Origin of the sequence: Capnocytophaga felis (genome assembly GCF_009684755.1) — a bacterium.
GTDB classification, from domain to species: domain Bacteria; phylum Bacteroidota; class Bacteroidia; order Flavobacteriales; family Flavobacteriaceae; genus Capnocytophaga; species Capnocytophaga felis.
This window is the reverse complement of record NZ_BLBC01000012.1, coordinates 15944-41770: the sequence shown is the minus strand read 5'-3', so window position 1 is coordinate 41770 and position 25827 is coordinate 15944. Positions and strand designations below refer to the sequence as shown.

The window sequence follows — 25827 nt, the reverse complement described above, 5'->3', positions numbered from 1 at the left end:
TATATTTTTAAATCTATTTTACAACCTAAAATTTATTCCAAACCTTGATGACCATCCAAAGTAGGCAATCCTTGAAATTTGACTTGAATTACCTTGATAACGAACTGATGGTGCATTAGTTAAATTAACAAACTCAGCATAAAGACTTATTTTTTTACTGATTCGTTGTGATAGATTGACATCTAACTGAAATCGTTCGTCTTGAATAATATCATCATTTTCGCTACTGGCTACCGAATGGATATATGAACCATTATAATTGAGACTGCCCTTACAAGAGAAACCTTTATAGTCCCAAGAAAGAGAAATATTTCCAGTATGAAGTGCCTGCCCTGGCAAACGCATATTGGTTCTGTCCTGAGTATTTGCCTTACTTCCTGTGTAAGTATAGTTCAGATAAACACTAAGCCCACTCAATGCTTTGGGCAGAAAATCTAACTTTTGCATCAAATTAAACTCAAAGCCATAAACCGTAGCTTTTTCTCCATTTTGTTCCTGACGAAACTCAAATCCTGCGGTTTGAGGGAAGCCCGGATAATCCTCTAACAGAGAAGGAACGATACGCGAAAATTGAAAACGACTAATATCTTTGTAGAACAATCCTGCAGAAATAATTCCTCCCGCTTTGTTGTATTTCTCAAACATCAGGTCGATATTATCTGAAAGAGAAGGTTTTAATTCAGGATTTCCTATAAACAGCCTTGCCACATCAGCATCGTAATTTACAAAAGGAACAATATCCACAAAATTTGGCTTGGCATACGATTGGGTATAAGCGGCACGAACGTTGGTAAACTCTGTTAATCCGTATTTTAACTGTATATTAGGTAGAAGAAAACCATACTTTGTACCTCCACTGATGGGAGTTGCAATCACTGTTGTTCCGGTGCGTTTTACGTCAAAAGCGTGATAAAGCACATCATTGTATTCATACCTTAAACCTGCAATAATAAGTAAATCTTTCAGCTGAATACGATTCATAACATAACTTGCATTGACATTCTCTTCTGCTTCGTAAGTATCATTTTTAGACAAGCGTTCGGCATCCCAAGAGTCATCTCCTTCTACGAGTAGCCTTCGATAGGTTTGCAAATAACTTTCAAATTTATCTCGGTCTATCCTTGGTCCGAATTCATATCTGTTATTGAGAAAGTTAGTAGGTTCTTTGTTACTTGCCACGTGAGCGAAAACTTCCTTGTGATTCAACACTTTATTGGGATCAAAAAACGAAAAAACGTGATTATCACGAAACTTTTTGTTTGTTATCTTCCGAGCCTTCCCTCCAAATTTGATATTTCCGCTGTAACCTTTTAAGATGTAATCTTTACTGACATTGAATTTCCCTACCAAATTAGATGCCTTAGTGTACTCGCTGTCTTCTTCATAACGTCTGAAATCATTCATCAAGAGTGGATTTTTCAGTTTATAAGGATATTCAGGGCGTAATTGCGGAACTTCATCCATTATTCCGCGTTTGTTGTCGGCTACGATAGTAATCCCATCACGTGAGAAATCCCCTCGCGTACTCGAATAATCTCTTCTGGAAGAGGTATAGAATGCCCCCCAGTCAACCATCCAGCCATTCAGATTGTGATTCCCCTCCAAATTAAAATTATGATTTTTCTTTATTTCTTTCCAAAGATTGATATCCCTGCGGATTCTTCCATTGAGCAAACTATCGTGCGAAATCCATTCAGAGGAACTTCTTTCCAAATCGAAACGCATACGATTACGTACATCATCGTCTTGCCGATAATTGTACATATAATTGAAGATTATTTCGTGATTTTTCACCTTATAATCAATGGTAGTTGTCCCTCCTACACGGGTACGCTTATTTTCTGTTTTACGGAAATGATAATATTCGGGCATAATCAAGCCTTCGTTCACCATTTTTACTTTCTTTTTGACTCCTGACCAAGTGGCATCCATTCTGTCTTCGGAATTGTTATTGCTGTAATAACTTCCACTCAGCAAAATTCCTAATCTACCATTACTATATTTTTCATCGGTAAAAAATCGTCGGCTAATTTGCATTTTCCCGATAGAGTTCAACTTGCCCGAAAGGTCATTAAATCCTTTCCCCAAGTCACCTTTCAGCTGTAACTTAATGGAACGTGCAGTAGGGGTTCGCAAGTTGATATTTCCGCCTATGGCATCACCATCCATATCCGAAGTTAAGGTTTTTGTTACCTCAATAGCTCCTAACTGGTCTGCGGGAATTAAATCAAGACCTTCCGTTCTGGAACCGCTTTGCTGCACAGAAGATAGCTGCTCGCCATTGATACTGATGTTAGTAAAATGCTGAGGTGTTCCCCTTATGGAAACCGTTGCTCCTTCGCCTTTATCTCTAGCGATATTAATTCCCGGCAAACGTTGCAAGGACTCCGCCACGTTTTTATCGGGGAACTTCCCGATAAGGTCTGCCGAAACTACATTTTTTATGTTGTGAGCAACGCGTTGTTGGTTCAGTGCCTTCTGTTGCCCTTCAAAACTGCCAACTACAACCACCTCACCAAGATCAAGATTACTGGGTTTGAGTCGTATTTGCAAGTCAGTATCTTTATCTGAAGGCATTTTTACTATTTTTTGCTGTGTTTCATACCCTAAGCAGGATAATGTTAGGGTTGTTTCGCCTTTTCTTAAATTCCCCAAACGGAATTTTCCTTCCAAATCCGTGGCCGTTCCGTTAAAACTTGCAGCATCATACACACTAACTCCGGGTAAAGGTTCGTTGGTGGAACTATCTACTATTCGTCCTTTTATCTCATACGTTTGTGCTTTAACAGCTAAGACACTTATCAGTGCAAACATTATTAGTAAAATATTTTTCATTGCTTTTTTATTTTTTGTTCTCCTTGAGTTTTGTCACCGCTAAGTTAATTCGACATTTTGAATAGAACTATGATTTATGTTACTTAAAACAGAATTTTAGTTACATTATGCTTATTTTTATAATTTTCTAAACTAAAAATCAATACTTCACTCCCCTAATCCGAATTCCGCTAACGATAGGCTCTCCTTTTATCGGCTGAAACTTAACACTTAATCCTTTATTATCCAAAACTTTAACTTTGAATGTAAGCCTATAAGGAACATTCAATCCGTAAATCGCTCCCAAATCTAATCTTTCCTCAATTAAACTCTCATTGGCAATAATATTGAATATGCGTTTATCGGGTTGATAGATTATTTCTTTATCTTCATCGGCAAAACGTCGGGACTTGGGCACGTATTCAACCATCAAAATTTCGACTTCATATGTTCCCTTTGGTACATCTGCCTTAAATTCTGATATGTTGGTGCGGATAGCCTGATATAAAGGATCTTCCTCATCAACTGCAAGAATGTCTTCTTTAGTTCCTATTTTACCCCCGATATAGAGTTGTGTACCTCCGATAAATCCAAAACTTCCTTCGGTGTATTCCTTCTCAGGAAGCCAATATCGTTCTGTTCGTGAATCAATAAAAGCATAATTGGCTCCCAAGTTCATTGCAATGTCCACCTCTTCACTGAACTTAAAGCGATACGGAATTAATTTTGTTTGAACCATTTTGTTTTGTATCCTTTTCCCATTCTCTTGCAAAGACAATTCGTATTTGCCTTCCGGAAGCAATAGCTGCCACGTAGCTACTCCATCTTTAATTTGACTTGTTTTGTGGAATTGGTTATTTACAAAAAGAGAAAGTTTTTCGTGATTTGAAAAAGCATACAAATGAACAGGAATAAGTGTATCGGAGGGTAATGTAGCCACGTGTGTCCAAGTCTTACGAAAAGGATAACCAAACCTTGTTACAGGCTCTTTCATCAATAATGCCTGCATCAGATAATAGGCATCTTTTGGCTTGCGATTGTGTGTTACCAAACCTTTATTGTTCATATGTGAAGTGGCATCTACACGGCGTTCCGAACTAAAATCTATCAAATTCCAAAGAGCTCCTCCTGAAATGTAGGGACGTTCAAGGATTTGAGAAGTTAAAGACTGTGTGAAACGAACTTGCTCCTCCATAGTGAAATCAAATTTTTCAGGTTTTTCGGAATAAAGACGCACATCTGAGCCTGCTCCATATTCACTTACAAAATGAATTCTTTTAGGATATTTTTTATGTTGTTCATCCATATACTTGCCAAAATCTTCATAGGTGTCATAATACCAGCCGTGATACAAGTTCCAACCTGCAATCATTGGGATATCTCCAATTCCTGATTCATTATAAAGCGGATAATTGTGCATCGCAATTGCTGTATAACGATAAGGATCTGCTTCTCTGGTCAGATTTTCCAAATGCTGTGCAAGCTCAAGGGTGGCTTTGTTACGGGCAGGAAGCTCCTGCTCTGGTTTAAAACGATGTGCCCAATAAATCTCGTTCATATACGCCCATATAAATATTGACGGATGATTATAATGCTGCTTAATCATCTCTTTAAGCATATTTTCAGCATTTTGGACGTGCTTCTTACCTATTGTTATTTCGTTTACCAGCGGAATTTCCTCCCACACAACAAACCCCAATTGGTCAGCATTATCAAGAATTTCAGTTGCTTGCGGATAATGTGCATTTCTCAAAAAATTGGCTCCCATATTCTTTAATAATTGCATATCTTGCCGATGCATATCATCACTCAGGGCATTGCCATACGGGATTCTATCCTGATGCCGGTTGGCTCCCATTAATTTTACACTCTTTCCGTTAAGAAAAAAACCTTCATTCGCATCAAAATGGAACCACCTGAAACCTAAGGGCTGTGTCAAGTTATCAAGAATTTTTCCCTTTTCCTGCAAGCTACTTTCTAAATGATAAACCACAGGATTTTCAGTACTCCACAGTTCAAAATTCTCAATCTCTTTAAATGTTACTTTAAATGTCATATCTGAGGCAGCTTCAAGAGTTACATTGCTTCTTTTTTCTGCCAAAACAGATTCTACATTCTTTTTAATAAGAGTTTCTAATAATAATTTTACTTTACGATTGCTCTTGTTTTGCAAATGATACTCAACCACAACCTCAGCTTTTTTCTCAGAAACTTTGGGTGTTGAAATATAAATACCTGATCCTCCGTAATCAGACATACTAAAGTGTTTATCTCCCGTGGTAATTAGGTGGACAGGGCGATAAATCCCTCCAAAAAATGTAAAATCTGCTGACAAGGGAGGAATATACTCATTAAAACTGTTATCAACCTTTACCGAAACATACTGCTCCCCCAATAAGTTCAAGAAAGAAGTCAGCTCAATATTAAAAGAAGTGTATCCTCCGATATGTTTCCCGACAAATTTCCCATTTACGAAAACTTCTGTAACTTGATTGGCTCCCTCAAACTGCAAAAAATACCGCTTCCCAACCTCTGGAGTCAATTGAAATTTCTTTTTATACCAACCAACACCTCTGTAATATCCCCTCTTACCATCAGCAAGTACATCTTTATCGTTCCACGTGTGAGGTAACTGTACCGCCTGCCAACCAAGACTTTTATCATCAGGAAAGATTGCATCTCCAACACTATCTTTTTGAAACAACCATCCGGAATTGAAACCAATCTTTGAGCGTCCGTTAGGGCGAACTTGGGCATTTAACGTGAAATTACTACAAAGCAAAATCACCACCATACAGACATATTTTTTCATAGATTTATTTTTTGGCTAAATTACTTCAACATATGCAATAAACTTATATCAAATGTTACGAAAAAGAGGAATTGTGTTACTCTTTTATTAATCTACCAAAAATCAATTTTATGTCCATAAAAATCGATAAAATAAATTTTTTACATATCTGTAAGTAAAAATAATTCTACGTACTTAACTGATAATCAAAGAATAATATATTTTTCAGTTTCAAAAACACATTTCGTTACAGAAGAATATCGTCACAATAACTCTAAAACTCAATGTGATAAAATTAGTATTATCTGCAAAAAATGTTCTTGATAAGCCACACCAAAAAGGGATTTTCGGCTAAGGAATTCCAACGAAGAGATTCGGCAGGGTCAAATTCAAACACAATTAGGACTGAAGGATTATGAACGGCTTGGGAAATGATTCACAAACTGAGAAAAGCGATGAGAAATCGTGATAAACGCTACACTTTAGAAGATATAATTAAACTTGACAAAAAACATCTAAAAGCATAATCACCTTAAATGCAAACTAATAACAACAAAAGAGAATGTAAATCGGAAAAAAGAAACGAACTTTAAAAAGCAACAAAGAAGTACAAAAAAAAGCCTTCCTTAAAAGGAAAGCCTTCCATTGGTTTACTATAAACCCGTGTAAAAGTATTTACACAAAACAACACAACTAAATTTTATCGCGGTCTGGACGGGACTCGAACCCGCGACCCCATGCGTGACAGGCATGTATTCTAACCAACTGAACTACCAGACCAATTTACATTAATGAATATCTCATTTCATCATTGCGGTTGCAAAGGTAGTACAAAATTTTATTTCTGCAAATTTTTTCGTAAAAAAAATGACTTTTTTTTCATTTTATTTATTAACCATCTGAAAATCAGAAATTGGAATTTAAACAATGAAATGCATTTTTTCTACTTGACATCTGAAGAGAAGACAAAAAAGAATTTTTGCACCTATTAAATTAAGTAGTTTTTATTGGTTGAGGATACATTTTTCCTTAGATTAAAAAATTATTTTGTTACTTTTGCAAACAAAAGAATTAAGCATACTATGCTCGAACAGATAAATCTAAATTACGAAAAAGTAGTGTTGGTGGGCATCATCAACCAATTGCAAGACGAAGAAAAATCAAAAGAATACTTAGATGAATTGGAATTTCTTACCTACACGGCAGGCGGAGAAGTTTTAAAACGATTCACTCAAAAGTTAGATGTTCCGAATCCGAAAACCTTTATAGGAACAGGAAAAATGGAGGAAGTACAACAGTTTGTGGAAGAAAATGAAGTCGGAACCGTTATTTTTGACGACGAACTTTCGCCCGCACAACAGAAAAACATCGAACGTATTTTGAAGGCGAAAATCCTCGATCGAACCGGACTTATTTTGGATATCTTTGCACAACGAGCACAAACCAGTTATTCCCGAACTCAAGTAGAATTAGCTCAATATCAATATCTTTTACCTCGATTAACCGGACTTTGGACGCACCTTGAACGTCAGCGTGGAGGAATTGGTATGCGTGGCCCCGGAGAAACCGAAATCGAAACCGACCGCCGTATCGTACGCGACCGCATCGCCCTTTTGAAGAAAAAACTCGCCACCATTGACCGCCAAATGGCTGTACAACGCGGAAATCGCGGGGCAATGGTGCGTGTGGCACTTATCGGATATACCAACGTTGGAAAATCCACATTAATGAATGTCATTAGCAAAAGTGAGGTATTTGCCGAAAATAAACTTTTTGCCACTTTGGATACTACTGTACGGAAAGTGGTTATCGGGAATCTTCCGTTTTTACTATCTGATACTGTAGGATTTATCCGAAAATTACCCACGCAACTTATTGAGTCGTTTAAAAGTACGTTAGACGAGGTTCGTGAGGCGGATTTACTGCTTCATATTGTGGACATTTCACATCCGAATTTTGAAGAACACATCCATTCGGTAAATCAAATTCTCGCAGAAATTAAAAGTGCTGACAAGCCTACAATTATGGTTTTCAACAAAATAGATGCTTACAAACATCAAACCATAGCAGAAGACGACCTCATTACCGAGCCCACCTCCAAACATTTTTCATTGGAGCAATGGAAACAAACTTGGATGAACAAAGTAGGCAACGATGTGCTTTTTATTTCGGCATTGAATAAAGATAATTTGGAAGAATTCCGCGAAAAAGTATATGCCAAAGTACGAGAAATACACATCACACGTTTTCCGTACAATAATTTCTTATATCCAGAGTTTATAGAAGACGACACAAATCAGGATTTATAACGCGCACAATTTACAATTATTTAGGTATTTAAACAAACTTATGTACTTAGCTTGGTAAGTTTTAACCATTTGATAAACTACTGTATTTAAAACTGTTACCAACTTTAACGTTAAAAAAACAGCATATTTTTTGATAAAAGTGGCTTTTTAGAAAAAAGTTTATTATTTTTGCCCCCAGTATTTATAATTAAAAAAAGAAAATTATGTCAGACATTGCATCAAGAGTTAAAGCTATTATTGTTGATAAGTTAGGTGTAGATGAAAATGAAGTAGTTGCAGACGCAAGCTTCACAAACGACTTAGGAGCTGATTCATTAGACACAGTGGAATTGATTATGGAGTTTGAAAAAGAATTTGATATTCAAATCCCTGATGACCAAGCAGAAAACATTTCAACTGTTGGTCAAGCAATCAAATATATTGAGGAGGCTAAACAATAATTTTTTAAGTTGTGAGCTATGAACAGTGAGCTGTAAGCCTTGAACTGTAATTTTTTAGAGTTATAGCTTATAGCTTACTGTTTTTTTATTAAATTAATTTATAAATTTGTTTAATTCTATGAAAAACAGACGTGTTGTAGTAACAGGCTTAGGTGCTTTAACCCCAATTGGAAACAACGTTCAGGAATATTGGGAAAATTTGATTGCAGGTACAAGTGGAGCAGCCGCCATAACACATTTTGATGCTTCAAAATTCAAAACAAAATTCGCTTGCGAGGTAAAAAACTTTAAAGTGGAAGATTTTTTGGACAGAAAAGAAGCCAGAAAATTAGACAAATTTGCACAATATGCTCTTGTAGCTTCAGATGAGGCTATCAAAGATGCTAAAATTAATTCTGAAACCATTGATAAAGACCGAGTTGGTGTTATTTGGGGTTCAGGAATTGGAGGATTGGAAACTTTTCAGGAAGAAGTTACCAACTTCACAAAAGGTGACGGAACGCCTCGTTTCAATCCTTTTTTCATTCCTAAAATGATTGCAGATATTGCCTCAGGGATGATTTCCATACGTCACGGATACAGAGGACCAAATTTCACGACCGTATCTGCTTGTGCATCAGCAGCTAATGCAATGATTGATGCCTTGAATTACATCCGTTTAGGGCACGCAGATATCATTATTTCAGGAGGTTCGGAAGCAGCAGTAACCATCGCAGGAATGGGAGGTTTCAACGCTCTTCACGCACTTTCCACACGAAACGATGAACCAGCGAAAGCCTCTCGACCGTTTGACGCAAATCGTGACGGATTCGTACTTGGAGAAGGAGCAGCTGCAATAGTTTTGGAAGAATACGAACACGCAATCGCACGCGGAGCTACCATTTATTGTGAATTAGCTGGTGGAGGACTTTCGGCAGACGCCCATCATATGACGGCACCACATCCTGAGGGATTGGGAGCTAAAAATGTGATGCTTAACTGCTTAAGAGATTCGGGAGTGCAACCAGAAGAAGTTGACACTATCAATTTACACGGAACCTCTACTCCTTTGGGTGATATTGCCGAATCAAAAGCTGTATTGGATGTATTTGGGCAACACGCATACAATATCAACCTGAATTCTACAAAATCAATGACTGGGCACTTGTTGGGTGCAGCAGGAGCTGTTGAGGCAGTAGCTTCAATCCTTTCTGTAAAGTATGGAATGATTCCTCCAACGATTAATTTTGAAACACCCGATGAGAAAATTGATCCAAAATTGAATTTCACTTTTAACAAAGCTCAAAAACGCGATGTGAAAGTTGCGATGAGTAACACATTTGGTTTTGGAGGACACAATGCATGTTTGTTATTCAAAAAGATATAAACTTTGATTTGTGTTTAACTTAAAAAAAATATTCAATTTAACCCGTTTTAACAAGAAAAAAGACGGGATTTTTTATTCCAAAATGAAAGCTCTTTTAGGATACTCACCCAAAAGTTTATCCATTTATAGTGAAGCTTTTACACATCCTTCATACCAATATAAGAAAAGTACACGCAAAAGTTACGAACGATTGGAATTTTTGGGAGATGCTATTCTGGGAGCGGTTATTGCTGATTACATTTTTAGAAGTGCTCCGGATGAGGACGAGGGATATCTTACAAAAATGCGTTCCAAAATTGTGGAGAGGCGTAACCTTAATCAGTTAGGTGAAGAGTTGGGTTTATTGGATTTTCTTCGAACTAAACTCACCCCTAAGCAGTTAGGAAATAATATTACCGGAAATTTATTTGAAGCTCTTATAGGTGCAATTTATTTGGATAAAGGCTATACGGAATGTTCTAAATTCATCGAGAAAAAGTTAATAAATCCTTATATTAACTTAAAAAATTTAGAGGAAAAGATTATCAGTCATAAAAGCCTTCTTATTGAGTGGTGTCAAAAACACAAACGAAGTTTTACTTTTGAAACTGAAGAAGATACAGAAGACAGGTCGGACATTCGTTATTTTGTAGCTAAGGTGTATGTAGAGGGTTTTTCTGTAACAAAAGCCAGAGCGACATCTAAAAAGAAAGCCGAAGAAAACGCTTCAAAACGTGCGTGTTACAAAATTCAAGGAAAAAATTATTCGTTAAAATCATAGTACCTAATTTTATTTTTTATAATTTTCAAGAGAGAAAAAGATGAAATAATTTTGCCTTTAAAATGTTTCGCTTTCTTTTCGTTATAATTATAACAAAATAAAATGTTAAAGAATAATTAATTTATGGGTTAAAATTGCTAACTTTGCTTTCGCAATTTTAACGATCATAACATAATGAATACACAAAAAAGTTACAAAAAAGCATTTATATTTGTTACTGCATTGTTTTTTCTTTGGGGATTTGTTACCGTATTGATAGATTCTCTCATTCCGCGTCTTAGAGATGTTTTTACATTGAATTATTTTCAAGCGGGAATGATTCAGTTTGCGTTCTTCACTGCATATTTCTTGTTTTCTATTCCGGCAGGATTTATTTTATCAAGAATTGGTTACCAAAGAGGAATTATTTTAGGATTATTGACAATGGCGGTAGGTTGTTTTTTATTTTATCCGGCAGCCTCACAGCGTATGATGGTAGTTTTTATGTTGGCAGTATTTGTATTGGCTAGTGGGATTACTTTCTTACAAGTAGCTGCTAATCCGTATGTATCTGTTTTGGGAGAGGAGTCGGGGGCTTCAAGTAGATTGAATTTATCACAGGCTTTCAATTCTTTAGGAACTACGATTGCTCCCATTGTTGGTGCAATTTTTATTCTTAGCGACAGAGTTAAAGGAGCCGATGAGATAAAAGCATTAAGCCCAGCAGAGCAAGAAGCCTATTTTGTATCGGAAGCCTCAGCAGTACAAACTCCTTTCATAAGTATTGCTGTTTTCATCATTATAATGGCATTGATTTTTGCCTTTGTAAAATTACCAAAAATCATTGACGAAAGCAGTAGCACAGGTTCTACCAAAGGGTATTTTTCTTTGTTTAAAAAACAAGGATTGATGTTAGGAGCTGTTGCCATATTCTTGTATGTGGGAGCTGAAGTAGCAATAGGAAGTTATTTGGTTAACTATTTTGTTGAAATTAATATTGCGAAGGAAGTCCTTGAGAATCAAGCAATGCGTTCTATAATTGTAAGTTTAGGAAAAGTTTTTGGTGAGCAAGACCTCACAAGTAACGACCCTAAAGCTGTGGTAGGTATTTTTGTTACATTTTATTGGGCAGGAGCAATGATAGGACGTTTTGTAGGAGCATTTCTCACAAAAATTATCGCTCCGGCTAAGGTGCTTATTTTCTTCTCAGTGATTGCTATATCTTTGATATTGATATCAATAAATACAGATGGGTTACTCTCAATGTGGAGCATTTTATCAGTAGGATTATTTAACTCAATTATGTTCCCAACTATTTTCACATTGGCCTCAGAAGGGTTGGGAGAGTTGAGACCTCAAGCATCAGGTATTCTATGTACGATGATTGTAGGAGGGGCTATCATTCCGCCACTTTTCGGATTTTTAACGGATAATATTGGGTTTAAAATGGCTTTCTTGGCATTGGTTGTTTGTTATAGTTTCATCCTTTTCTTCGGATATTACAAACGATTTATGAAAGTTTAGAATTGAAAATATACATTTACCAAAAAATAAATCCCGCTTAAAACGGGATTTATTTTTTATGCTTTTATTTATTAATCATTTTCCAGAGAGTATCTTTTAACTGTTGAATACCTTTACCCGAAACAGATGAAATAAACAAAAAAGGAATTCCTTTTAACGCAGGTTTTATTTCTTTTTCAATATCGGCGGTGAGTTCATCATCAAGCATATCTGACTTTGAGATAGCTATAAGTCTGTCTTTATCAAGCAGTTCAGGATTATATTCTTTTAATTCATTCAGTAAGATGTGATACTCTTCCACAATATCTTTACTATCGGCAGGGATTAGGAAAAGTAGTGTTGAATTTCGTTCGATATGCCGCAAGAAATAATGTCCTAATCCTTTCCCTTCAGCAGCTCCTTCAATAATACCAGGAATATCTGCCACCACAAAAGATTGAAAATCACGATGTTCTACAATCCCCAAATTAGGCTTCAATGTTGTAAAGGGATAATCTCCAATTTTTGGCTTAGCAGAAGTAATCACTGATAATAAAGTCGATTTTCCTGCATTTGGAAAACCAACAAAACCTACATCAGCAAGAACCTTTAATTCCAACAAAAGTTCCATTTCTTCACCAGGAATGCCCGGTTGAGCGTATCTTGGAGTTTGGTTGGTAGCACTTCTGAAATGCCAATTACCCAAACCTCCTTTTCCTCCACGCAAGGCGATAATTTCTTGTTTATCTTCCGTAATTTCGAACAAAACTTCATCCGTTAGGGCATTTTTCACGATTGTCCCTAAAGGAACTTCCAAATAAACATCTTTACCATCGGCTCCCGTACTGCGATTCGCTCCGCCACCCTCACCGTGTCCTGCCCTGAAATGTTTCTGGAATTTGAAGTGAATAAGCGTCCAAAGATTTTTATTTCCACGGATGATGATGTGTCCGCCTCTTCCGCCATCTCCGCCATCAGGTCCGCCTTTGGCAACGAACTTCTCCCGATGCAAGTGCATAGAACCCTTTCCGCCATTTCCCGAGGCGACAAATACTTTTACATAATCCGTGAAATTTCCTTCAGTCATAATGTGATTTATAAAAAACGAACAATCCCAAACATTTGAAAATAAGATTGTTTTTCCAAAGGTTTGGGGCTTGTCCTAATATTTTCAATTTTTATTTTAGTCCGTCAATGGCGTTCGAAAGTCGTGTGGTAATTTCTTCAATTGTTCCGATGCCATTAATGCTGTGATATTTATCTTGTTTTTTGTAAAACTCAATAAGCGGAGCAGTTTTTTCGTTGTATTCTACAAATCGGTTTCTGATTTTATTTTCATCTTGGTCATCAGTACGTCCGCTTACTTTTCCTCTTTCCAAAAGGCGTTGTATTAGAGCTTCGTCATCGGCTTCCAGAGCTAATGTTCCGTCTATTTTCATCCCTTTTGACGCTAAAAACGCATCTAATGCTTCAGCTTGAGCAATGGTTCTGGGGAAACCGTCAAAAAGAAAACCTTCCGCTTTTGGATTGTTTTCGATTTCCTGCTGTAACATTTGTATAGTTACTTCATCAGGAACCAAATCACCTTTATCCATATACGATTGAGCCAATTTTCCCAATTTGGTTTCGTTTTTAATATTGAATCGGAATAAATCTCCCGTTGAAATATGTACTAAATTGTATTTGTCTTTCAGAAATGCGGCTTGTGTACCTTTTCCGGCTCCTGGTTTGCCAAATAAAACTAAGTTTGTCATCGTTATTGAAGTGTTTAATTGATATACTTGTGGTAGATTTCGTCCTAATTCGTCATAATCAAGCCCATAACCTACAATAAACCGATTTGGAATGGGTAGCCCGACGTAATCTATTTTTAAATCTTTTTTATATGCATCGGGTTTGAAAAAGAGTGTTGCAACACGTAACGATTTGGCTTTTTTGTCTCGGAAAATACGATATATTTCCTCCAAAGTATTACCTGTATCGATAATGTCTTCCAATACCACTACGTCACGTCCTTCCACAGAAATGTCTAACCCAATAAGTTCCACTACTTTTTCAGTAGATTGCATTCCTTGGTAAGAAGCCAACTTCACGAAAGTAATTTCGCAATCCGCTTTGTATTGCCTCACAAAATCAGAAGCAAACATAAAAGCTCCGTTGAGTACAGAAACAAATAACGGACACGTATCTTCCATATCTTTAGCCACTTCCGAAGCCATTCGCTGAATAATTTGCTGAATTTGTTCAGCTTCAATGTAAGGCTCGAATGATTTGTCGTGTATTTTTATGATTTCCATAGAAAATAAATAAAATGCAAAGGTACATTTTTTTTGCCAAGAAGCAAGATGTTTTTTATCCTATTTTTGTAGTTTTGCAGTGCATTATATTCTGAAAAAATGAGCAAACTTCAAAAATTATTCAAACACACACTCATATACGGATTAGCAACGATTTTGCCTCGTGTTATATCATTGATTCTGACACCTTTGTATGTAAATCAATTGAAATCAACTACCGATTTCGGGGTGTATTCGGGTTTGTTTGTGTATCTTATTTTAGGGAACGTGTTGCTTTCCTACGGAATGGAGACGGCTTTTTTCCGCTTTCTGAACAAAAAAGAAGAGAACAAAAATAAAGTACAATCCACAGCTCTTACTTCATTATTTTTCAGCTCGTTATTATTTTTTCTTATCGCATTCCCTCTACGACATTCAATCGCTGAGTGGTTAGAATATGATGTAAATCTGATTGGATTTTGTATTCTAATTTTGTTTTTGGACGCTTTGGTGGTAATTCCGTTTGCACAACTCCGAAATGCTGGAAAATCACTCACATACGCCGTGATAAAAATAGGGAATGTTACGGTAAATTTATTGCTGAATTTGTTTTTCTTTCTGGGTTTGCCCAAACTAAATGAAAATCCTTTCTGGAGTTTCTTACAGATTGAAAACCAAGTATATTATATCTTCATTGCCAATACCATAGCAAGTTTGCTTACCTTTATAGTATTGCTGCCAATTTACTTTCAGATTCGGTTTGGTTTTTCGTTTGCACTTTGGAAACAGATGCTTCGTTATGCGTTTCCGATATTAATTGCCGGAATTGCTTTTGCCGTAAACGAAGGCTTTGACAGAGTGTTTTTGCGTATGTTACTGCCTTTTGAAACCGCCGATGCTACCATCGGGATTTATTCAGCGTGTTACAAAATGGGCGTTTTTATGACACTGTTCGTAACGGCATACAAATTAGGCGTTGAGCCTTTCTTTTTTAGTAATGCCCAAAGCGAAAATGCACCACAAACATACGCTTTGATAACAGAATATTTCACCATATTCGGGGCATTTATTCTGCTTTTTATCACCGTTTTTACCGATTTTTTCAAACTTATCCTGATAAACAACTCGGCATATTGGGAAGCTCTCTGGATTGTTCCTATTATTTTGCTTGCAAATCTTTGCTTGGGCGTATATCACAGCCTTTCGGTTTGGTATAAAGTAACCGACAGAACCCACGTGGGAGCGTATATTTCCATATTCGGAATGTTCATCACGGTGTCATTGAACTTTCTGTTGATTCCAATATTGAGTTACAAAGGTTCTGCGTTGGCTACTTTGGCTACTTATTTAGTAATGATGCTGACTTCATACTTCATAGGACAGCGAAAATATCCCATTCCGTACAATGTAAAAAAAATCAGTTTTTATTTAGGATTCAGCATCTTAGCATCGTTTCTTTCATTTTATGTCTTTGACAGGAATATGTATATCGGAATTTTTCTGTTATTATTGTATATCTTTATCGTTTTTCAGAAAGAAACTGTAATAAAAAAACGCTTAAAATCTATTTTAACAAAAAGATAATGAGGAAATGATAATCAAGATTAAGGCGTGCCAATAAGTAGCTTGATGTCCTCTATCAACATTTCAATTTCTCTGCCTTCCAACCCATTATAGTAAATCAACGGATTTCCATCGGCGTCTTTGCGTGAAACGATATTTCCTTTTTGGTCAACCAATGCAAAAAGCCCCGAGTGTTCAAATCCGTCCAATCCTTTGGCGTTATTTTGTGCGTGAAGATTAAAGCCGTTATTTGCCAAATCATAAATCGCTTTTTCATCGCCCGTAAGCAAATGCCAATGCGGACTTGTGATTCCGTGTTGTTTGGCGTATTCTTTCAGAACTTCGGGCGTGTCATTTTCAGGATTGATTGAAAACGATGCAAAACCGACGTTTTTCCCCTCAAGAGCATTCTGTACTTTTACCATACTTGAAGTCATTATTGGACAGATAGTTGGGCAAGTAGTGAAGAAAAAATCCACAACGTAAACTTTTCCTTCATAATCTTTATTGGAAATCGTTTGATTATTCTGATTCGTAAAAGAAAATTTTGGAGCCTTCCCAATGGTAACTAATTTAGAATCAGAACAACTTATTGAAAGTAGCAAAAAGCATAAAGCACAAAGAAAATGATTTTTTTTTGTCATAATCGTGTAATTCAAATTTATTTAAAATCGTTTTTTGTCATTTTTTTCAGAAAAATGTAACTTTGCAAAGTTAATAAAATTTTCAGATGAATTTACTTCAAGAATTAAAAAAACGTAGCGGGAATACCTGCGAATTATGCGGAGCAACAAACAATTTAGAAATTTATGAAGTACCTCCCACAAGTACAGGCGGATTAGACGGAAGCCTGTTGGCTTGTCAAACGTGCATTTCACAGATTGAAGGCAATGCAGAGCTTGACAGCAATCATTGGCGATGTTTGAACGACAGTATGTGGAGTGAACACCGAGCCGTAAAAGCAGTTGCGTGGCGAATGCTAAACAAACTGAAAGGCGAAGGTTGGTCGCTAGATTTGCTCAATATGATGTACTTAGACGATGAGGAACTCGCTTTTGCGAAAGCTTCAGATGACCACTTAGATGAAAGTGAAAAAATTATTCACCGTGACAGCAACGGAACCATTCTGCAAGCTGGTGATAATGTCGTTTTGATAAAAGATTTAAAAGTAAAAGGGTCAAGTATGGTTGCCAAGCAAGGAACTGTAGTTCGGAAAATTTCATTAGACCGTGAAAATGCACAATATATTGAAGGAAAAGTTGATGGGCAACAAATCGTGATTGTAACACAATACGTTAAGAAAGTTTAAAATCCTTCATTAAAGAAAAACAGGTCGCACGAGTAAAATCATACGACCTGTTTTTTTATGTTAGAAGATTTGAATTTCATCAATAAACATCCAAGAGTCGCCTCCTTTGGGCGGATGCCCCAAGTTTTGAATTTCTAATTTTACAAAACGAACCTTTTGCTTTTCAAATTCAAAGTTGAAATCTTTTAAAACGGCATATCCGTTAGAAGCGTGCGGATGGCTAATTTCATTGATTTTAATGTAATTTTTTCCGTCAGAAGAAACGGAAAGTTCTATTTTTGTTGGGAAATAAATGCCAGAACCCTGATTTTCCATCGCTCCTACAATCACCTTTTCAATTTCTGTATTTTCTTCCAAATCAATTACAACGGAAGCATTGTTTACTAACCAAGCAAGCCATTCTTTGTCGTGGAAATTCTTGGTGCCACGCACGATGTTGGTCAGTGTGCCATCGCCTTGTCCTTGGTAACTCTTGTGATAAACAGGATTGTATGTAACTTTTTTTCCTATTGCTTTATGGAACACAATGGTATTGGTATAAATCACTTCATTAGGTTTCTCATCAAAGAAAACGGCAGCTTTCAGCGTTGTGGTTTTATCTATTTCGATAGGTTTTGTGTATTTTTCCGATTTTAATATATCATTATTTAAAGAATAACGAATGTCGGCGTTGGGCAATTCGCTGCTCAATGTAACAGAAACTTTATTTTCTTGATTTTCAATTTTAGAAGATACTTGGTACATTGATTTGGCGTAATTGATATTCATCAATTCTAATCGGGGAAGTTTTTGTTGAACTCTGTTCATAAAATCGTCCCAATCTTTCAAATCCGAAGCTGTCCAAACAATTTCCGAGAGGGCTAAAAGTCTCGGAAAAATCATATATTCGGAATGTTTTTCGTTAGGAATATATTCTGCCCAAAGATTTGCCTGTGAACCTAAAATTTGTTTTTGTTGTTCTTTTGTTAGCTCCTCTTTATGAAGCGAATAGTTATAAATTTTATTCAAAGGCAAATATCCACCAATGGCAAGCGGCTCATTATCAGGAAGCCCTTGATATTGGTCTATATAACAATCACTTGTGAGAACAACTTCGTGTCCTTGTTCAATGGCTTTTTTACCAATTTCAATGCCACGCCAATTCATCACAACAGCTTGCGAAGGCAAACCGCCTTCAATGATTTCATCCCAACCAACTAACCTTCTGCCATTGGCAACCAGAAAGTTATCAATTCGTTTAATGAAATAACTTTGCAGTTCGTGAGCATTTTTAAGTTTGTGCGTTTTCATTCGTTGTAGGCATTTGGGGCATTTTTCCCATTCGGTATGCGTTGCTTCATCTCCTCCAATATGAATGTATTTACTTGGGAATAAGTTCATTACTTCCGAGAGAACGTCTTCTAAAAAAGAGAAAGTTTCATCTTGTCCGGCACAATAAATATCCGTAATTGGCCAAACACCCCCTGACGGAACGCCGATAGGACGTTTGTGGCAAGAAAGCTCCGGATAAGCAGCGATGGCACTCATTACGTGGGCAGGCATTTCAATTTCAGGGATTACTGTAATACCTCTTTCTTGGGCATACGTTACAATTTCTTTAATTTCTTCCTGAGTGTAAAAACCTCCGTATGTGCCTTTAGCATCAGGCGGATTTGTGGTTCGAGCATTCCAATGTTTCTCTTCCTGATTTACCCGCCACGCCCCGACCTGAGTAAGTTTGGGATATTTTTTAATCTCGATACGCCAGCCTTCATTGTCAATCAAATGAAAATGAAAGGTGTTGAGTTTGAGCATCGCCATTCGGTCAATAGTTTTCAGAATATATTCTTTTGGAAAAAAATGCCTTGCCACATCAATCATTAAGCCCCGCCAAAGATATTGTGGTTTATCTTCGATAGTTACAGAAGGTACAATCCACTGTTTTTGAATGGATTTTGTGCTTTCAATTTCATCAGGAAGTAACTGACGAAGGGTTTGCAAAGCATATACAAATCCGTTGCGGTCAGAAGCTTTTATCACTATTTTTTCACTGTCAGAATTGAATTTATAACCTTCTTTTGGGAGAGATTTATCAAATTCCAGAGCAACAAAATTGTTTTTTGGAGATTTGTTTGTTATTTTTAAATCCCACCCCGAAACTTTTTGGAATTTTTCGGTAAGCAACCTTGCTACATTTTGGAGTGTATCAGAAACAACAAAGGTTGTTTGCGAATTGAATTCAAAATAACCTTCTGAAATAGAAATACTTTGAGGTTTGGGAATAATGCTAATATCTTTTTCTGTAAAAGTAATTTCTTTTGAACTTTGACAACCAAAAACCAGTAAAATAAATGGGAGAAGCAATTTTTTCATCATTTTTGAATATTTATTCATCAGCGAAAGTACTTTTTTTCTACAAAAAAACCTAATTCTTTTGTTATTTTTGCGGTATTCAAAATCAAATAAAAATGCCTATTGTTCAGTCTGCATACAAACCACCGTTTTTATTTCGGCAAACGGATATTGCCACCATCTATTCCGGAAAAATCAGAAGAATATCGGGCATAACTCAAAAAAGAGAGCGATTGGAATTGCCTGACGGAGACTTCTTGGATGTTGATTGGAGCTATTCTTCTCAAAAAACAAACCGATGTATTGTCATTTTGCACGGTTTGGAAGGTTCTGCCCAACGACCTTACGTTTTAGGAACTGCAAAACTGTTCAACCAAAATGGTTTTGATACCTGTGCGATGAATTTCAGAGGATGCAGCGGTGAAGATAATCGTTTGCTTTCAACCTATCATTCGGGAAAATCTTCTGATTTGGAAGAAGTTGTAAAGCACGTCATTGAGCTTGGATATACTGAGATTGTAATAAAAGGGTTTAGTATGGGAGGAAATATCAGTTTGTTTTATGCAGGCACACATCAACTTCCGGAAGAAGTGAAGACGATAGTTGCAGTTTCTACACCTTGTGATTTGAAAGGTTCTTCAGAAAAATTACATCAAAGAAGGAATTGGATTTACGCTCAACGATTTCTGATTACATTGAAAAAGAAAGTCAGAGAAAAATTCAAACAATTTCCTGATAAAATGATAATTTCTGAGATAAATTCAGTAAAGACATTGAAAGATTTTGATGATTTATATACTTCCAAATTAAATGGTTTTGCTGATGCAGCGGATTATTACGAGAAATGCAGTTCACTTGCTGTTTTGAGTCGGATTGGAAAACCAACTTTAATACTGAACGCTCAAAATGATTCGTTTCTTTCCCGAAGTTGTTTTCCGTATGAAATTGCTGAAAAAACACCTCATTTTTATTTGGAAACTCCCCAATATGGTGGTCACGTAGCGTTCTACGACAGCGAAAATGTGTACTATAATGAAAAAAGAGCATTACAATTCTGCACGGAAATAATGAACAAAAACAAATTATAACATTTTAATAACCAGAATTTTGCATAAAAACATATTTTCTGATTTTGAATTTTTATTTTATTTTTTCAGAAAAATTTTGTGTGAAAGAAAATTAGTTGTATTTTTGCACCTGTCTGAAACGGACGGGTCTCATAGCTCAGTTGGTTAGAGCACCTGACTCATAATCAGGTGGTCGCTGGTTCGAGCCCAGCTGGGACCACAAAGAAAATCAAGCACTTACAAATAAATTGTAAGTGCTTTTTTGTTTCTGCGACGAACATTTGACGAACAAATATTCTTCATTTTATCTTATAATAGTTTATTTTTAATTTTGCCTCAAACTTATATATTATGAAAACTTTTTTCTCCATCTTTCTTGTTGTAGACCTTTTTTGCATTGTGTATCTGATAGGGAGAGTTCTCTTTGCTATTGAGCCATTAATAGTAAACTTTTGTACGAAAGAGCGATTTGCTTGGTATGGAACGTGGAATCGGAATAGGTTGTTAATAGTATCATTGCTTTTATTACTATTTGTAGGAATTACAATAAGTTTTTGGGTTTTTAAAAATTTTTTGACCAATAATATATACTTAAGCACTTTTTTGTCCATTATGTTAAAATGTTACATATTCATTGTAATTGAATACAAAATGGACACTCCTTTCAAGCCTTTAAAAGTTTTTTTAAATTTTTATAAAAAACCGTATCAAGAACATTTTAAATTTCAAGAAACAAAGGTTGAAAAAGTTGATACACCACCCATAAATAATTTTCTAATCACCAACACTACAAACAATAATTTTTCATTTCAAAAGACGTATAACACAACTAATATTACTCACATAGAAGCGGAAAGAGAAGGTCATTATCCTTTTCAAATTTTTGAGAAAAAAGAATCTGTTGAGGATATAATCAATTTGTATGGTATAAAACAAACCAAGGATTCAAAAGAAAATTTATCTTCATTTTTCGCAAAACAAAAAGTTTTATGTAAGATAGAATTTATCAATAAAGCCAAAAATGGTTTGGGAGTAGAGTCTATTTTTAACTTTTTTGCAAAATATACATCTGTTTTTGAGGATTACGAATCGAAAACAAAGGGATTTGAAACGTCTCAAAAAGTAGCCGAACTTTTAAATGAAATTGTACTCTCAGTCGACAAGAAAGGTAATCCCAAAGAAAATCCTATAACTCCTCAGAATTTTAATGCTTACCATAATAACATTTGGAAAAAAGCATAATTTTTAACCCGAATCACATCAGTTTTAAATTAATATTCCTATTGTAAAATATTGATTTTAAGAGGTTAGTAAATTATTTAAAAATATCTTCTTCAGGTTTTTCTGCCTTATTTATTTCACGATACTTTTGCTCCGAAACCATTAAAATATCAGAAATAATGAACAAAGAGGTGTTGGAAAAAGCAATCCTATTGCTTACTGAAAACCAAAAAAAATTTAATGAAACCATAATTCAGTTACTTTCACTGGAAATCAAACCTTTCTATAGTAAGGAAGAGGCTGCCCTATTCCTTAACCTTGAGCCAGAATATCTTTACCAACTGAAACATCAGAGAAAGATAAAGGCATACAGGAAAGAAGGACAGCGAAAACTTTATTTTAGGAGGGAAGACTTGATTGCTTACATTCTTTCATCAAGTCAAAATCAGGAGGACGAAGATTTTGAGAACGAAATCGTAAATCACTGGAACAAATAAAGATGAAAGAAACTAAACTTTATCATTCTTCCAGTGCTGGTCAGACCATATATGACCGAGCGATAGCTTACCTAAACAAAAAATACAACATCAGGTACAATAGCATTGCTCTGGAATATGAAATTCAGCTTAGGGAAAATCCCAAAAACTGGGAAATTCTCAATATCAATTCGTTATTGATAGAACTTTCCCAGTCAGGGATAGAAATTACGTTAGCAAAGTTGGAAATTCTTTTGCGAAGTCACTTTATTCCGCAGTACAATCCACTTGAGGAATACTTTGAGAACCTCCCCGAATGGGACAATTTTGATGCTATCGGAGTTCTAGCAAGCTACATCTCCACCGATAATGACCCGCTTTTCCGTTATCATCTGGAAAAGTGGCTTACACGGGCTGTACTTTGTGTATTCAAAAAAGGATATATCAACAAACAATGCATAGTGCTTACATCGGAGCAGAACACAGTTAAATCCTTTTTTTTACGTTTTCTTACACCACCCGAGCTGTTACCGTATTATACTGAAAATATCTCGGTGGATAAAGATGGTATCATTGCGATTTGCAAAAATCTTATCTGCAATTTGGACGAACAGGCAGTACTTTCTAAGGCAGACATAAACATCTTGAAATCATTTATTTCTAAGAGTTCGGTGAACGTTCGTCTTCCGTACGGACGAAAAGCAGAGCTTTTGGAACGCATCTGTTCGTTTGTTGGCTCTACCAACCGTACAGACTTTCTAACGGATGAAACGGGAAGTGTTCGCTGGCTCGTTTTTGAAGTGACGAAAATAAACTTTGCGTATACATCTGAAATTGATATAAATAAAGTTTGGTCACAAGCTTATTTCAATGCTTTTAAGAGAAAAAATTACGATCCGGAACTTACAGTCGAGGACATTGAAATTAATGAAAGGCGGAATGAAAAATATTCCGCAATTAGCCTTGAAGAAGAGTTTATCAACAAGTATTTCGAAAAATCCGAGAATATTGAAGATTTTCTCACCGCTTCTGATGTGATGTTGATAGTAAATACAAATTTAAGGGTGAAACTCAATATTATTAAAATCGGAAAAGTTCTTACGCGTCAAAAATATAAACGCATCAAACACCCGCAAAAACAAACTTACGGATATCTCATTTCTAAGAAGATAGAAATTATGTAAATCCTCTTACCTAAGTTACCTGCTTGCCTTGATTAGATTAATATACTTATTATCAATTGTTTATAAAGGTAGTTTCATTTTAATTTTAGGTAAAAATAGGTAAGAAGGTAGGAAAAGATAGGAAGTTAAAAATAGGGAAAACTTAGAGAAATCAATCTGTTGGTAAGAAGGTAAGATGCCAAGAGAAAACAAATGCAGAGAGAAAATTTTTAACCAACCCTTCTTCTTTCTGCAACCTATACGGAAAAGTTTTGCTTGTTTTTGAGTGCAAAAAGTACCCATTGTTTACAAAAAGCGTGGGGCTTTAATGTAGAGGATGGGTCTTTTTGGTTTTCTCCTATCGTCGAAAACACATTGTAAGTAACTATAATCTAATAATTAGCGATATGAAACAGGATTTTTTAAAAGAATTTGTCACCCAAATTTTCGAGCATCAAGAGCAAAAAAATGCAGAAGAAAAAAGGAAAAATCATTTTCGGGATATCGGTAGGAAAGGAGGACTGGCAAGGAAAAATGCGCCTCTTTTTTCAAAATTGATTTCTGTACGGCTCACCCCAAAAGAATACCAAAAAGTAAACGAAAACGCTCAAAGGCTGAATCTGAAATTATCAAAATACGTCCGATTACTGATTGCGGAAAAAGAACTGAAAATCAATGAATTTAAAACGGACGAAGTGCTTTTGTCCTACGGAACTCATTTTGTAAGGATTAAAAATCTGCTACGAAATCGCGAATTTTCAAAGTTGGAAAGCAAACAAGAAATTTTGAAAGAAATTGAAATAGTTACTAAGCTTATTTATAGATATTTATATGAAAGGGGGCAAAAATAAAAAAGAATAAAATGAATAACTCGGCAACGACTCGAAGGATTTCCAAAATTGCTGTGGAATATAACGGTAACGATAAAGGAACCGCCCGGATGGTGTATAGCAACAATTTACTTTCTGAAAATGCTGAACATCAGTTTAAAGAGATGAAAGCTGTGGCGAATAGAAATCCTAAAGTAAAGAATTGGGCACTTACGGGATATATTTCCCCCGAAAAATCCATCGGTGATGCACTTACAGAGCAACAATTGGTTGATTTGACCTTGAAAGCACTTCGGAAAGTGGGCGTAACGGAAGACAATCAAATTCGGTTGGATATCCACAAAGCGACCAAACAGAAACATATTCACTTTATTGTTAATAGAATGAATACCTGTGGAAAGAATACCATCAAGGCACACAATATCGGTGAACGTTTTGGAGCAGCTGTGCGGGAGGTTTGCAAAGAAATGTATTTAAAAACGGATGTGGAAATTGGCAAAGAAAAGAAGGCAGAAATGCTTGGCGCTCTGAAAATGTGCTTAAGAACCGCCAAAAGTATTGAAGAGCTTGTTGCCAAAATGCATCAACAGGGCTATAGGGTCACACTTTCGGAGAATGTAAAGGTGGGCGTTTCGGGAATGCGAATTGTGAAACACACAGATATTAACGACCAAACACAAAGAGAATATCTGCCGGGATACAAACTTTCTGAAATCACCAATCAATTGAAAATAAAGGATATCAAAGAGATGATAAATAAAAACTCTGAAATGTTTAACGCCCCAAAAAACTTAAAAGAAAAAGGGGAAACTACAGCAACGTATTTTGAAGAAAACTCTGAAGAAAGAGAAAATGGCTTGCTTAAAAATCTTTTGCGCCCCACGTATGTATCTGCTGATGATGAACTTGTTAGAAAGAAGAAACGTAATTTTAAAAAATAAATGGATATGAAAAATTTAATGGAAAACACAATGAAAAACACAGAAAATCAACCTCAGGATGATGGTTTGGAATTGCTAAAAAGATTGATTAAAAGCAATGAAAAGCACATTGAAGAATCTGCAAAATTGACTTCTTTGTATGAGGATTTTTTAAGCCTTTTGGGAGAAAATGAATCGACTCTTAGAGGCACGACTTATTCACAGGAAGAAGTTAAAAGACTTGTGAAAGAAGAAAAAGAGGAACGCATTCGGTTTTTAGAAAAGCTTAAGGCTACCAAATTGGATTTGTCGAAACAGGCTATTGATAGATTAGACCAGTTTGAGAACAAACTAAAGAGTCTAAAAAATAACATCAATGGAAGCATTGGGATTTTGATTCTTTCCATTGTGATTTTGGTAATTACTTCTTTTTCTGCAAAATACTGGTTTGCGGAGAGCGTCAGAACCAAGATGGAAGTCCGTGAAGAATTGCTAAGAGAGATATACAATGAAGGCAAAGGGATTTATGAGAAAACCTACATAAACGATTTGGAAAACAATACAAAGATGATGCAGGAATTTGTGCGAAAGAACCCGAGTGAAGGCAGCAAACTGGTGCATTTCAAATCGGGATTTGATGCGAGGAAGGAACAACAAGGAACAAATAAAAGGTGACAAGTGACAAGTAACAAATAACAAATAACAAGTA

20 protein-coding genes, 2 tRNA genes and 1 pseudogene are annotated in these 25827 nt (G+C 35.9%); 16 read left to right on the top strand and 7 right to left on the bottom strand.

Annotated elements, in window-relative coordinates; all coding sequences use genetic code 11:
• Positions 1-18 precede the first annotated feature (18 nt).
• Together GN105_RS09615 and GN105_RS09610 are read right to left on the bottom strand one after the other, a co-directional pair.
• Positions 19-2835 carry a TonB-dependent receptor gene (locus tag GN105_RS09615; RefSeq protein ID WP_155285184.1) on the bottom strand — a complete coding sequence of 939 codons (2817 nt, stop codon included), beginning with the start codon at positions 2833-2835 and terminating at the stop codon, positions 19-21.
• Positions 2836-2974: 139 nt separating this feature from the next.
• On the bottom strand, positions 2975-5626 hold the full coding sequence (locus GN105_RS09610; RefSeq protein ID WP_227977397.1) for a glycoside hydrolase family 2 TIM barrel-domain containing protein: 2652 nt from the start codon (positions 5624-5626) through the stop codon (positions 2975-2977).
• Between the two features lie 281 nt (positions 5627-5907).
• On the opposite strand from GN105_RS09610, the pseudogene GN105_RS13125 reads away from it, so the two are divergent.
• A pseudogene (locus GN105_RS13125) lies at positions 5908-6114 on the top strand (hypothetical protein); the annotation flags it as partial.
• Between the two features lie 197 nt (positions 6115-6311).
• Here the strand turns inward: GN105_RS13125 and GN105_RS09605 are convergent.
• A tRNA-Asp gene (locus GN105_RS09605) sits at positions 6312-6385 on the bottom strand.
• 302 nt (positions 6386-6687) lie between these two features.
• Here GN105_RS09605 and hflX point away from each other — a divergent pair.
• The 5 genes from hflX to GN105_RS09580 all read left to right on the top strand — a co-directional run bounded on the left by hflX (position 6688) and on the right by GN105_RS09580 (position 11983).
• Entirely contained in the window at positions 6688-7914 is a 1227-nt protein-coding gene (gene hflX / locus GN105_RS09600; RefSeq protein ID WP_155285183.1) for a GTPase HflX, read from the top strand.
• Between the two features lie 203 nt (positions 7915-8117).
• Complete coding sequence (locus tag GN105_RS09595) at positions 8118-8354, top strand: acyl carrier protein (protein WP_018279821.1); 237 nt, start codon at positions 8118-8120, stop codon at positions 8352-8354.
• A 118-nt stretch (positions 8355-8472) separates the two neighbouring features.
• Positions 8473-9720, top strand: coding sequence for a beta-ketoacyl-ACP synthase II (gene fabF, locus GN105_RS09590; RefSeq protein WP_155285182.1), 1248 nt, complete (start codon positions 8473-8475; stop codon positions 9718-9720).
• Between the two features lie 10 nt (positions 9721-9730).
• The gene (rnc, locus tag GN105_RS09585) at positions 9731-10480 is read left to right on the top strand and encodes a ribonuclease III (protein WP_155285181.1); all 750 of its coding nucleotides are present in this window, start codon (positions 9731-9733) and stop codon (positions 10478-10480) included.
• Positions 10481-10654: 174 nt separating this feature from the next.
• Positions 10655-11983 (top strand): sugar MFS transporter, encoded by a 1329-nt coding sequence (locus GN105_RS09580; protein WP_155285180.1) that lies wholly within the window; start codon positions 10655-10657, stop codon positions 11981-11983.
• A 64-nt stretch (positions 11984-12047) separates the two neighbouring features.
• On the opposite strand, the gene obgE is transcribed toward GN105_RS09580, so the two are convergent.
• Positions 12048-13049, bottom strand: a complete 1002-nt coding sequence (obgE, locus tag GN105_RS09575; protein WP_155285179.1) for a GTPase ObgE — start codon at positions 13047-13049, stop codon at positions 12048-12050.
• 91 nt (positions 13050-13140) lie between these two features.
• Positions 13141-14259, bottom strand: a complete 1119-nt coding sequence (locus tag GN105_RS09570) for an adenylate kinase (protein WP_155285178.1) — start codon at positions 14257-14259, stop codon at positions 13141-13143.
• Positions 14260-14358: 99 nt separating this feature from the next.
• Between GN105_RS09570 and GN105_RS09565 the strand changes: the two genes are divergently transcribed.
• Positions 14359-15822: an oligosaccharide flippase family protein gene (locus GN105_RS09565; protein ID WP_155285177.1), complete on the top strand. Its 1464-nt coding sequence runs from the start codon at positions 14359-14361 to the stop codon at positions 15820-15822.
• A gap of 20 nt (positions 15823-15842) precedes the next feature.
• Here the strand turns inward: GN105_RS09565 and GN105_RS09560 are convergent, their stop codons facing one another.
• Entirely contained in the window at positions 15843-16445 is a 603-nt protein-coding gene (locus tag GN105_RS09560; protein ID WP_155285176.1) for an SCO family protein, read from the bottom strand.
• 86 nt (positions 16446-16531) lie between these two features.
• Between GN105_RS09560 and GN105_RS09555 the strand changes: the two genes are divergently transcribed.
• Positions 16532-17110, top strand: coding sequence for a PhnA domain-containing protein (locus tag GN105_RS09555; RefSeq protein ID WP_155285175.1), 579 nt, complete (start codon positions 16532-16534; stop codon positions 17108-17110).
• Between the two features lie 60 nt (positions 17111-17170).
• On the opposite strand, the gene GN105_RS09550 is transcribed toward GN105_RS09555, so the two are convergent.
• Positions 17171-19483 carry a glycoside hydrolase family 20 protein gene (locus tag GN105_RS09550; protein WP_373279398.1) on the bottom strand — a complete coding sequence of 771 codons (2313 nt, stop codon included), beginning with the start codon at positions 19481-19483 and terminating at the stop codon, positions 17171-17173.
• 74 nt (positions 19484-19557) lie between these two features.
• Here GN105_RS09550 and GN105_RS09545 point away from each other — a divergent pair, with 74 nt between their 5' ends.
• The 8 genes from GN105_RS09545 (at position 19558) to GN105_RS09510 (ending at position 25793) form a co-directional block, all read left to right on the top strand.
• Entirely contained in the window at positions 19558-20529 is a 972-nt protein-coding gene (locus GN105_RS09545; protein ID WP_155285174.1) for a YheT family hydrolase, read from the top strand.
• Between the two features lie 125 nt (positions 20530-20654).
• Positions 20655-20728, top strand: a tRNA-Ile gene (locus tag GN105_RS09540).
• A gap of 431 nt (positions 20729-21159) precedes the next feature.
• Positions 21160-21750 (top strand): hypothetical protein, encoded by a 591-nt coding sequence (locus GN105_RS09535; RefSeq protein ID WP_155285173.1) that lies wholly within the window; start codon positions 21160-21162, stop codon positions 21748-21750.
• A gap of 158 nt (positions 21751-21908) precedes the next feature.
• On the top strand, positions 21909-22226 hold the full coding sequence (locus tag GN105_RS09530; RefSeq protein WP_155285172.1) for a helix-turn-helix domain-containing protein: 318 nt from the start codon (positions 21909-21911) through the stop codon (positions 22224-22226).
• 2 nt (positions 22227-22228) lie between these two features.
• The gene (locus tag GN105_RS09525) at positions 22229-23389 is read left to right on the top strand and encodes a VapE domain-containing protein (protein ID WP_155285171.1); all 1161 of its coding nucleotides are present in this window, start codon (positions 22229-22231) and stop codon (positions 23387-23389) included.
• Between the two features lie 386 nt (positions 23390-23775).
• On the top strand, positions 23776-24219 hold the full coding sequence (locus GN105_RS09520) for a plasmid mobilization protein (protein WP_155285170.1): 444 nt from the start codon (positions 23776-23778) through the stop codon (positions 24217-24219).
• An 11-nt stretch (positions 24220-24230) separates the two neighbouring features.
• The gene (locus GN105_RS09515) at positions 24231-25139 is read left to right on the top strand and encodes a relaxase/mobilization nuclease domain-containing protein (protein ID WP_155285169.1); all 909 of its coding nucleotides are present in this window, start codon (positions 24231-24233) and stop codon (positions 25137-25139) included.
• 6 nt (positions 25140-25145) lie between these two features.
• Positions 25146-25793 (top strand): hypothetical protein, encoded by a 648-nt coding sequence (locus tag GN105_RS09510; RefSeq protein WP_227977395.1) that lies wholly within the window; start codon positions 25146-25148, stop codon positions 25791-25793.
• Positions 25794-25827: the final 34 nt, after the last annotated feature.

Bases quoted from the DNA above. Each gene is read 5' to 3' on its own strand.
- GN105_RS09615 (WP_155285184.1), bottom strand. From the start codon at position 2,835: ATGAAAAATATTTTACTAATAATGTTTGCACTGATAAGTGTCTTAGCT.
- GN105_RS09610 (WP_227977397.1), bottom strand. From the start codon at position 5,626: ATGAAAAAATATGTCTGTATGGTGGTGATTTTGCTTTGTAGTAATTTC.
- hflX (WP_155285183.1), top strand. From the start codon at position 6,688: ATGCTCGAACAGATAAATCTAAATTACGAAAAAGTAGTGTTGGTGGGC.
- GN105_RS09595 (WP_018279821.1), top strand. From the start codon at position 8,118: ATGTCAGACATTGCATCAAGAGTTAAAGCTATTATTGTTGATAAGTTA.
- fabF (WP_155285182.1), top strand. From the start codon at position 8,473: ATGAAAAACAGACGTGTTGTAGTAACAGGCTTAGGTGCTTTAACCCCA.
- GN105_RS09580 (WP_155285180.1), top strand. From the start codon at position 10,655: ATGAATACACAAAAAAGTTACAAAAAAGCATTTATATTTGTTACTGCA.
- obgE (WP_155285179.1), bottom strand. From the start codon at position 13,049: ATGACTGAAGGAAATTTCACGGATTATGTAAAAGTATTTGTCGCCTCG.
- GN105_RS09570 (WP_155285178.1), bottom strand. From the start codon at position 14,259: ATGGAAATCATAAAAATACACGACAAATCATTCGAGCCTTACATTGAA.
- GN105_RS09565 (WP_155285177.1), top strand. From the start codon at position 14,359: ATGAGCAAACTTCAAAAATTATTCAAACACACACTCATATACGGATTA.
- GN105_RS09560 (WP_155285176.1), bottom strand. From the start codon at position 16,445: ATGACAAAAAAAAATCATTTTCTTTGTGCTTTATGCTTTTTGCTACTT.
- GN105_RS09555 (WP_155285175.1), top strand. From the start codon at position 16,532: ATGAATTTACTTCAAGAATTAAAAAAACGTAGCGGGAATACCTGCGAA.
- GN105_RS09550 (WP_373279398.1), bottom strand. From the start codon at position 19,483: ATGAATAAATATTCAAAAATGATGAAAAAATTGCTTCTCCCATTTATT.
- GN105_RS09545 (WP_155285174.1), top strand. From the start codon at position 19,558: ATGCCTATTGTTCAGTCTGCATACAAACCACCGTTTTTATTTCGGCAA.
- GN105_RS09535 (WP_155285173.1), top strand. From the start codon at position 21,160: ATGGACACTCCTTTCAAGCCTTTAAAAGTTTTTTTAAATTTTTATAAA.
- GN105_RS09530 (WP_155285172.1), top strand. From the start codon at position 21,909: ATGAACAAAGAGGTGTTGGAAAAAGCAATCCTATTGCTTACTGAAAAC.
- GN105_RS09525 (WP_155285171.1), top strand. From the start codon at position 22,229: ATGAAAGAAACTAAACTTTATCATTCTTCCAGTGCTGGTCAGACCATA.
- GN105_RS09520 (WP_155285170.1), top strand. From the start codon at position 23,776: ATGAAACAGGATTTTTTAAAAGAATTTGTCACCCAAATTTTCGAGCAT.
- GN105_RS09515 (WP_155285169.1), top strand. From the start codon at position 24,231: ATGAATAACTCGGCAACGACTCGAAGGATTTCCAAAATTGCTGTGGAA.
- GN105_RS09510 (WP_227977395.1), top strand. From the start codon at position 25,146: ATGAAAAATTTAATGGAAAACACAATGAAAAACACAGAAAATCAACCT.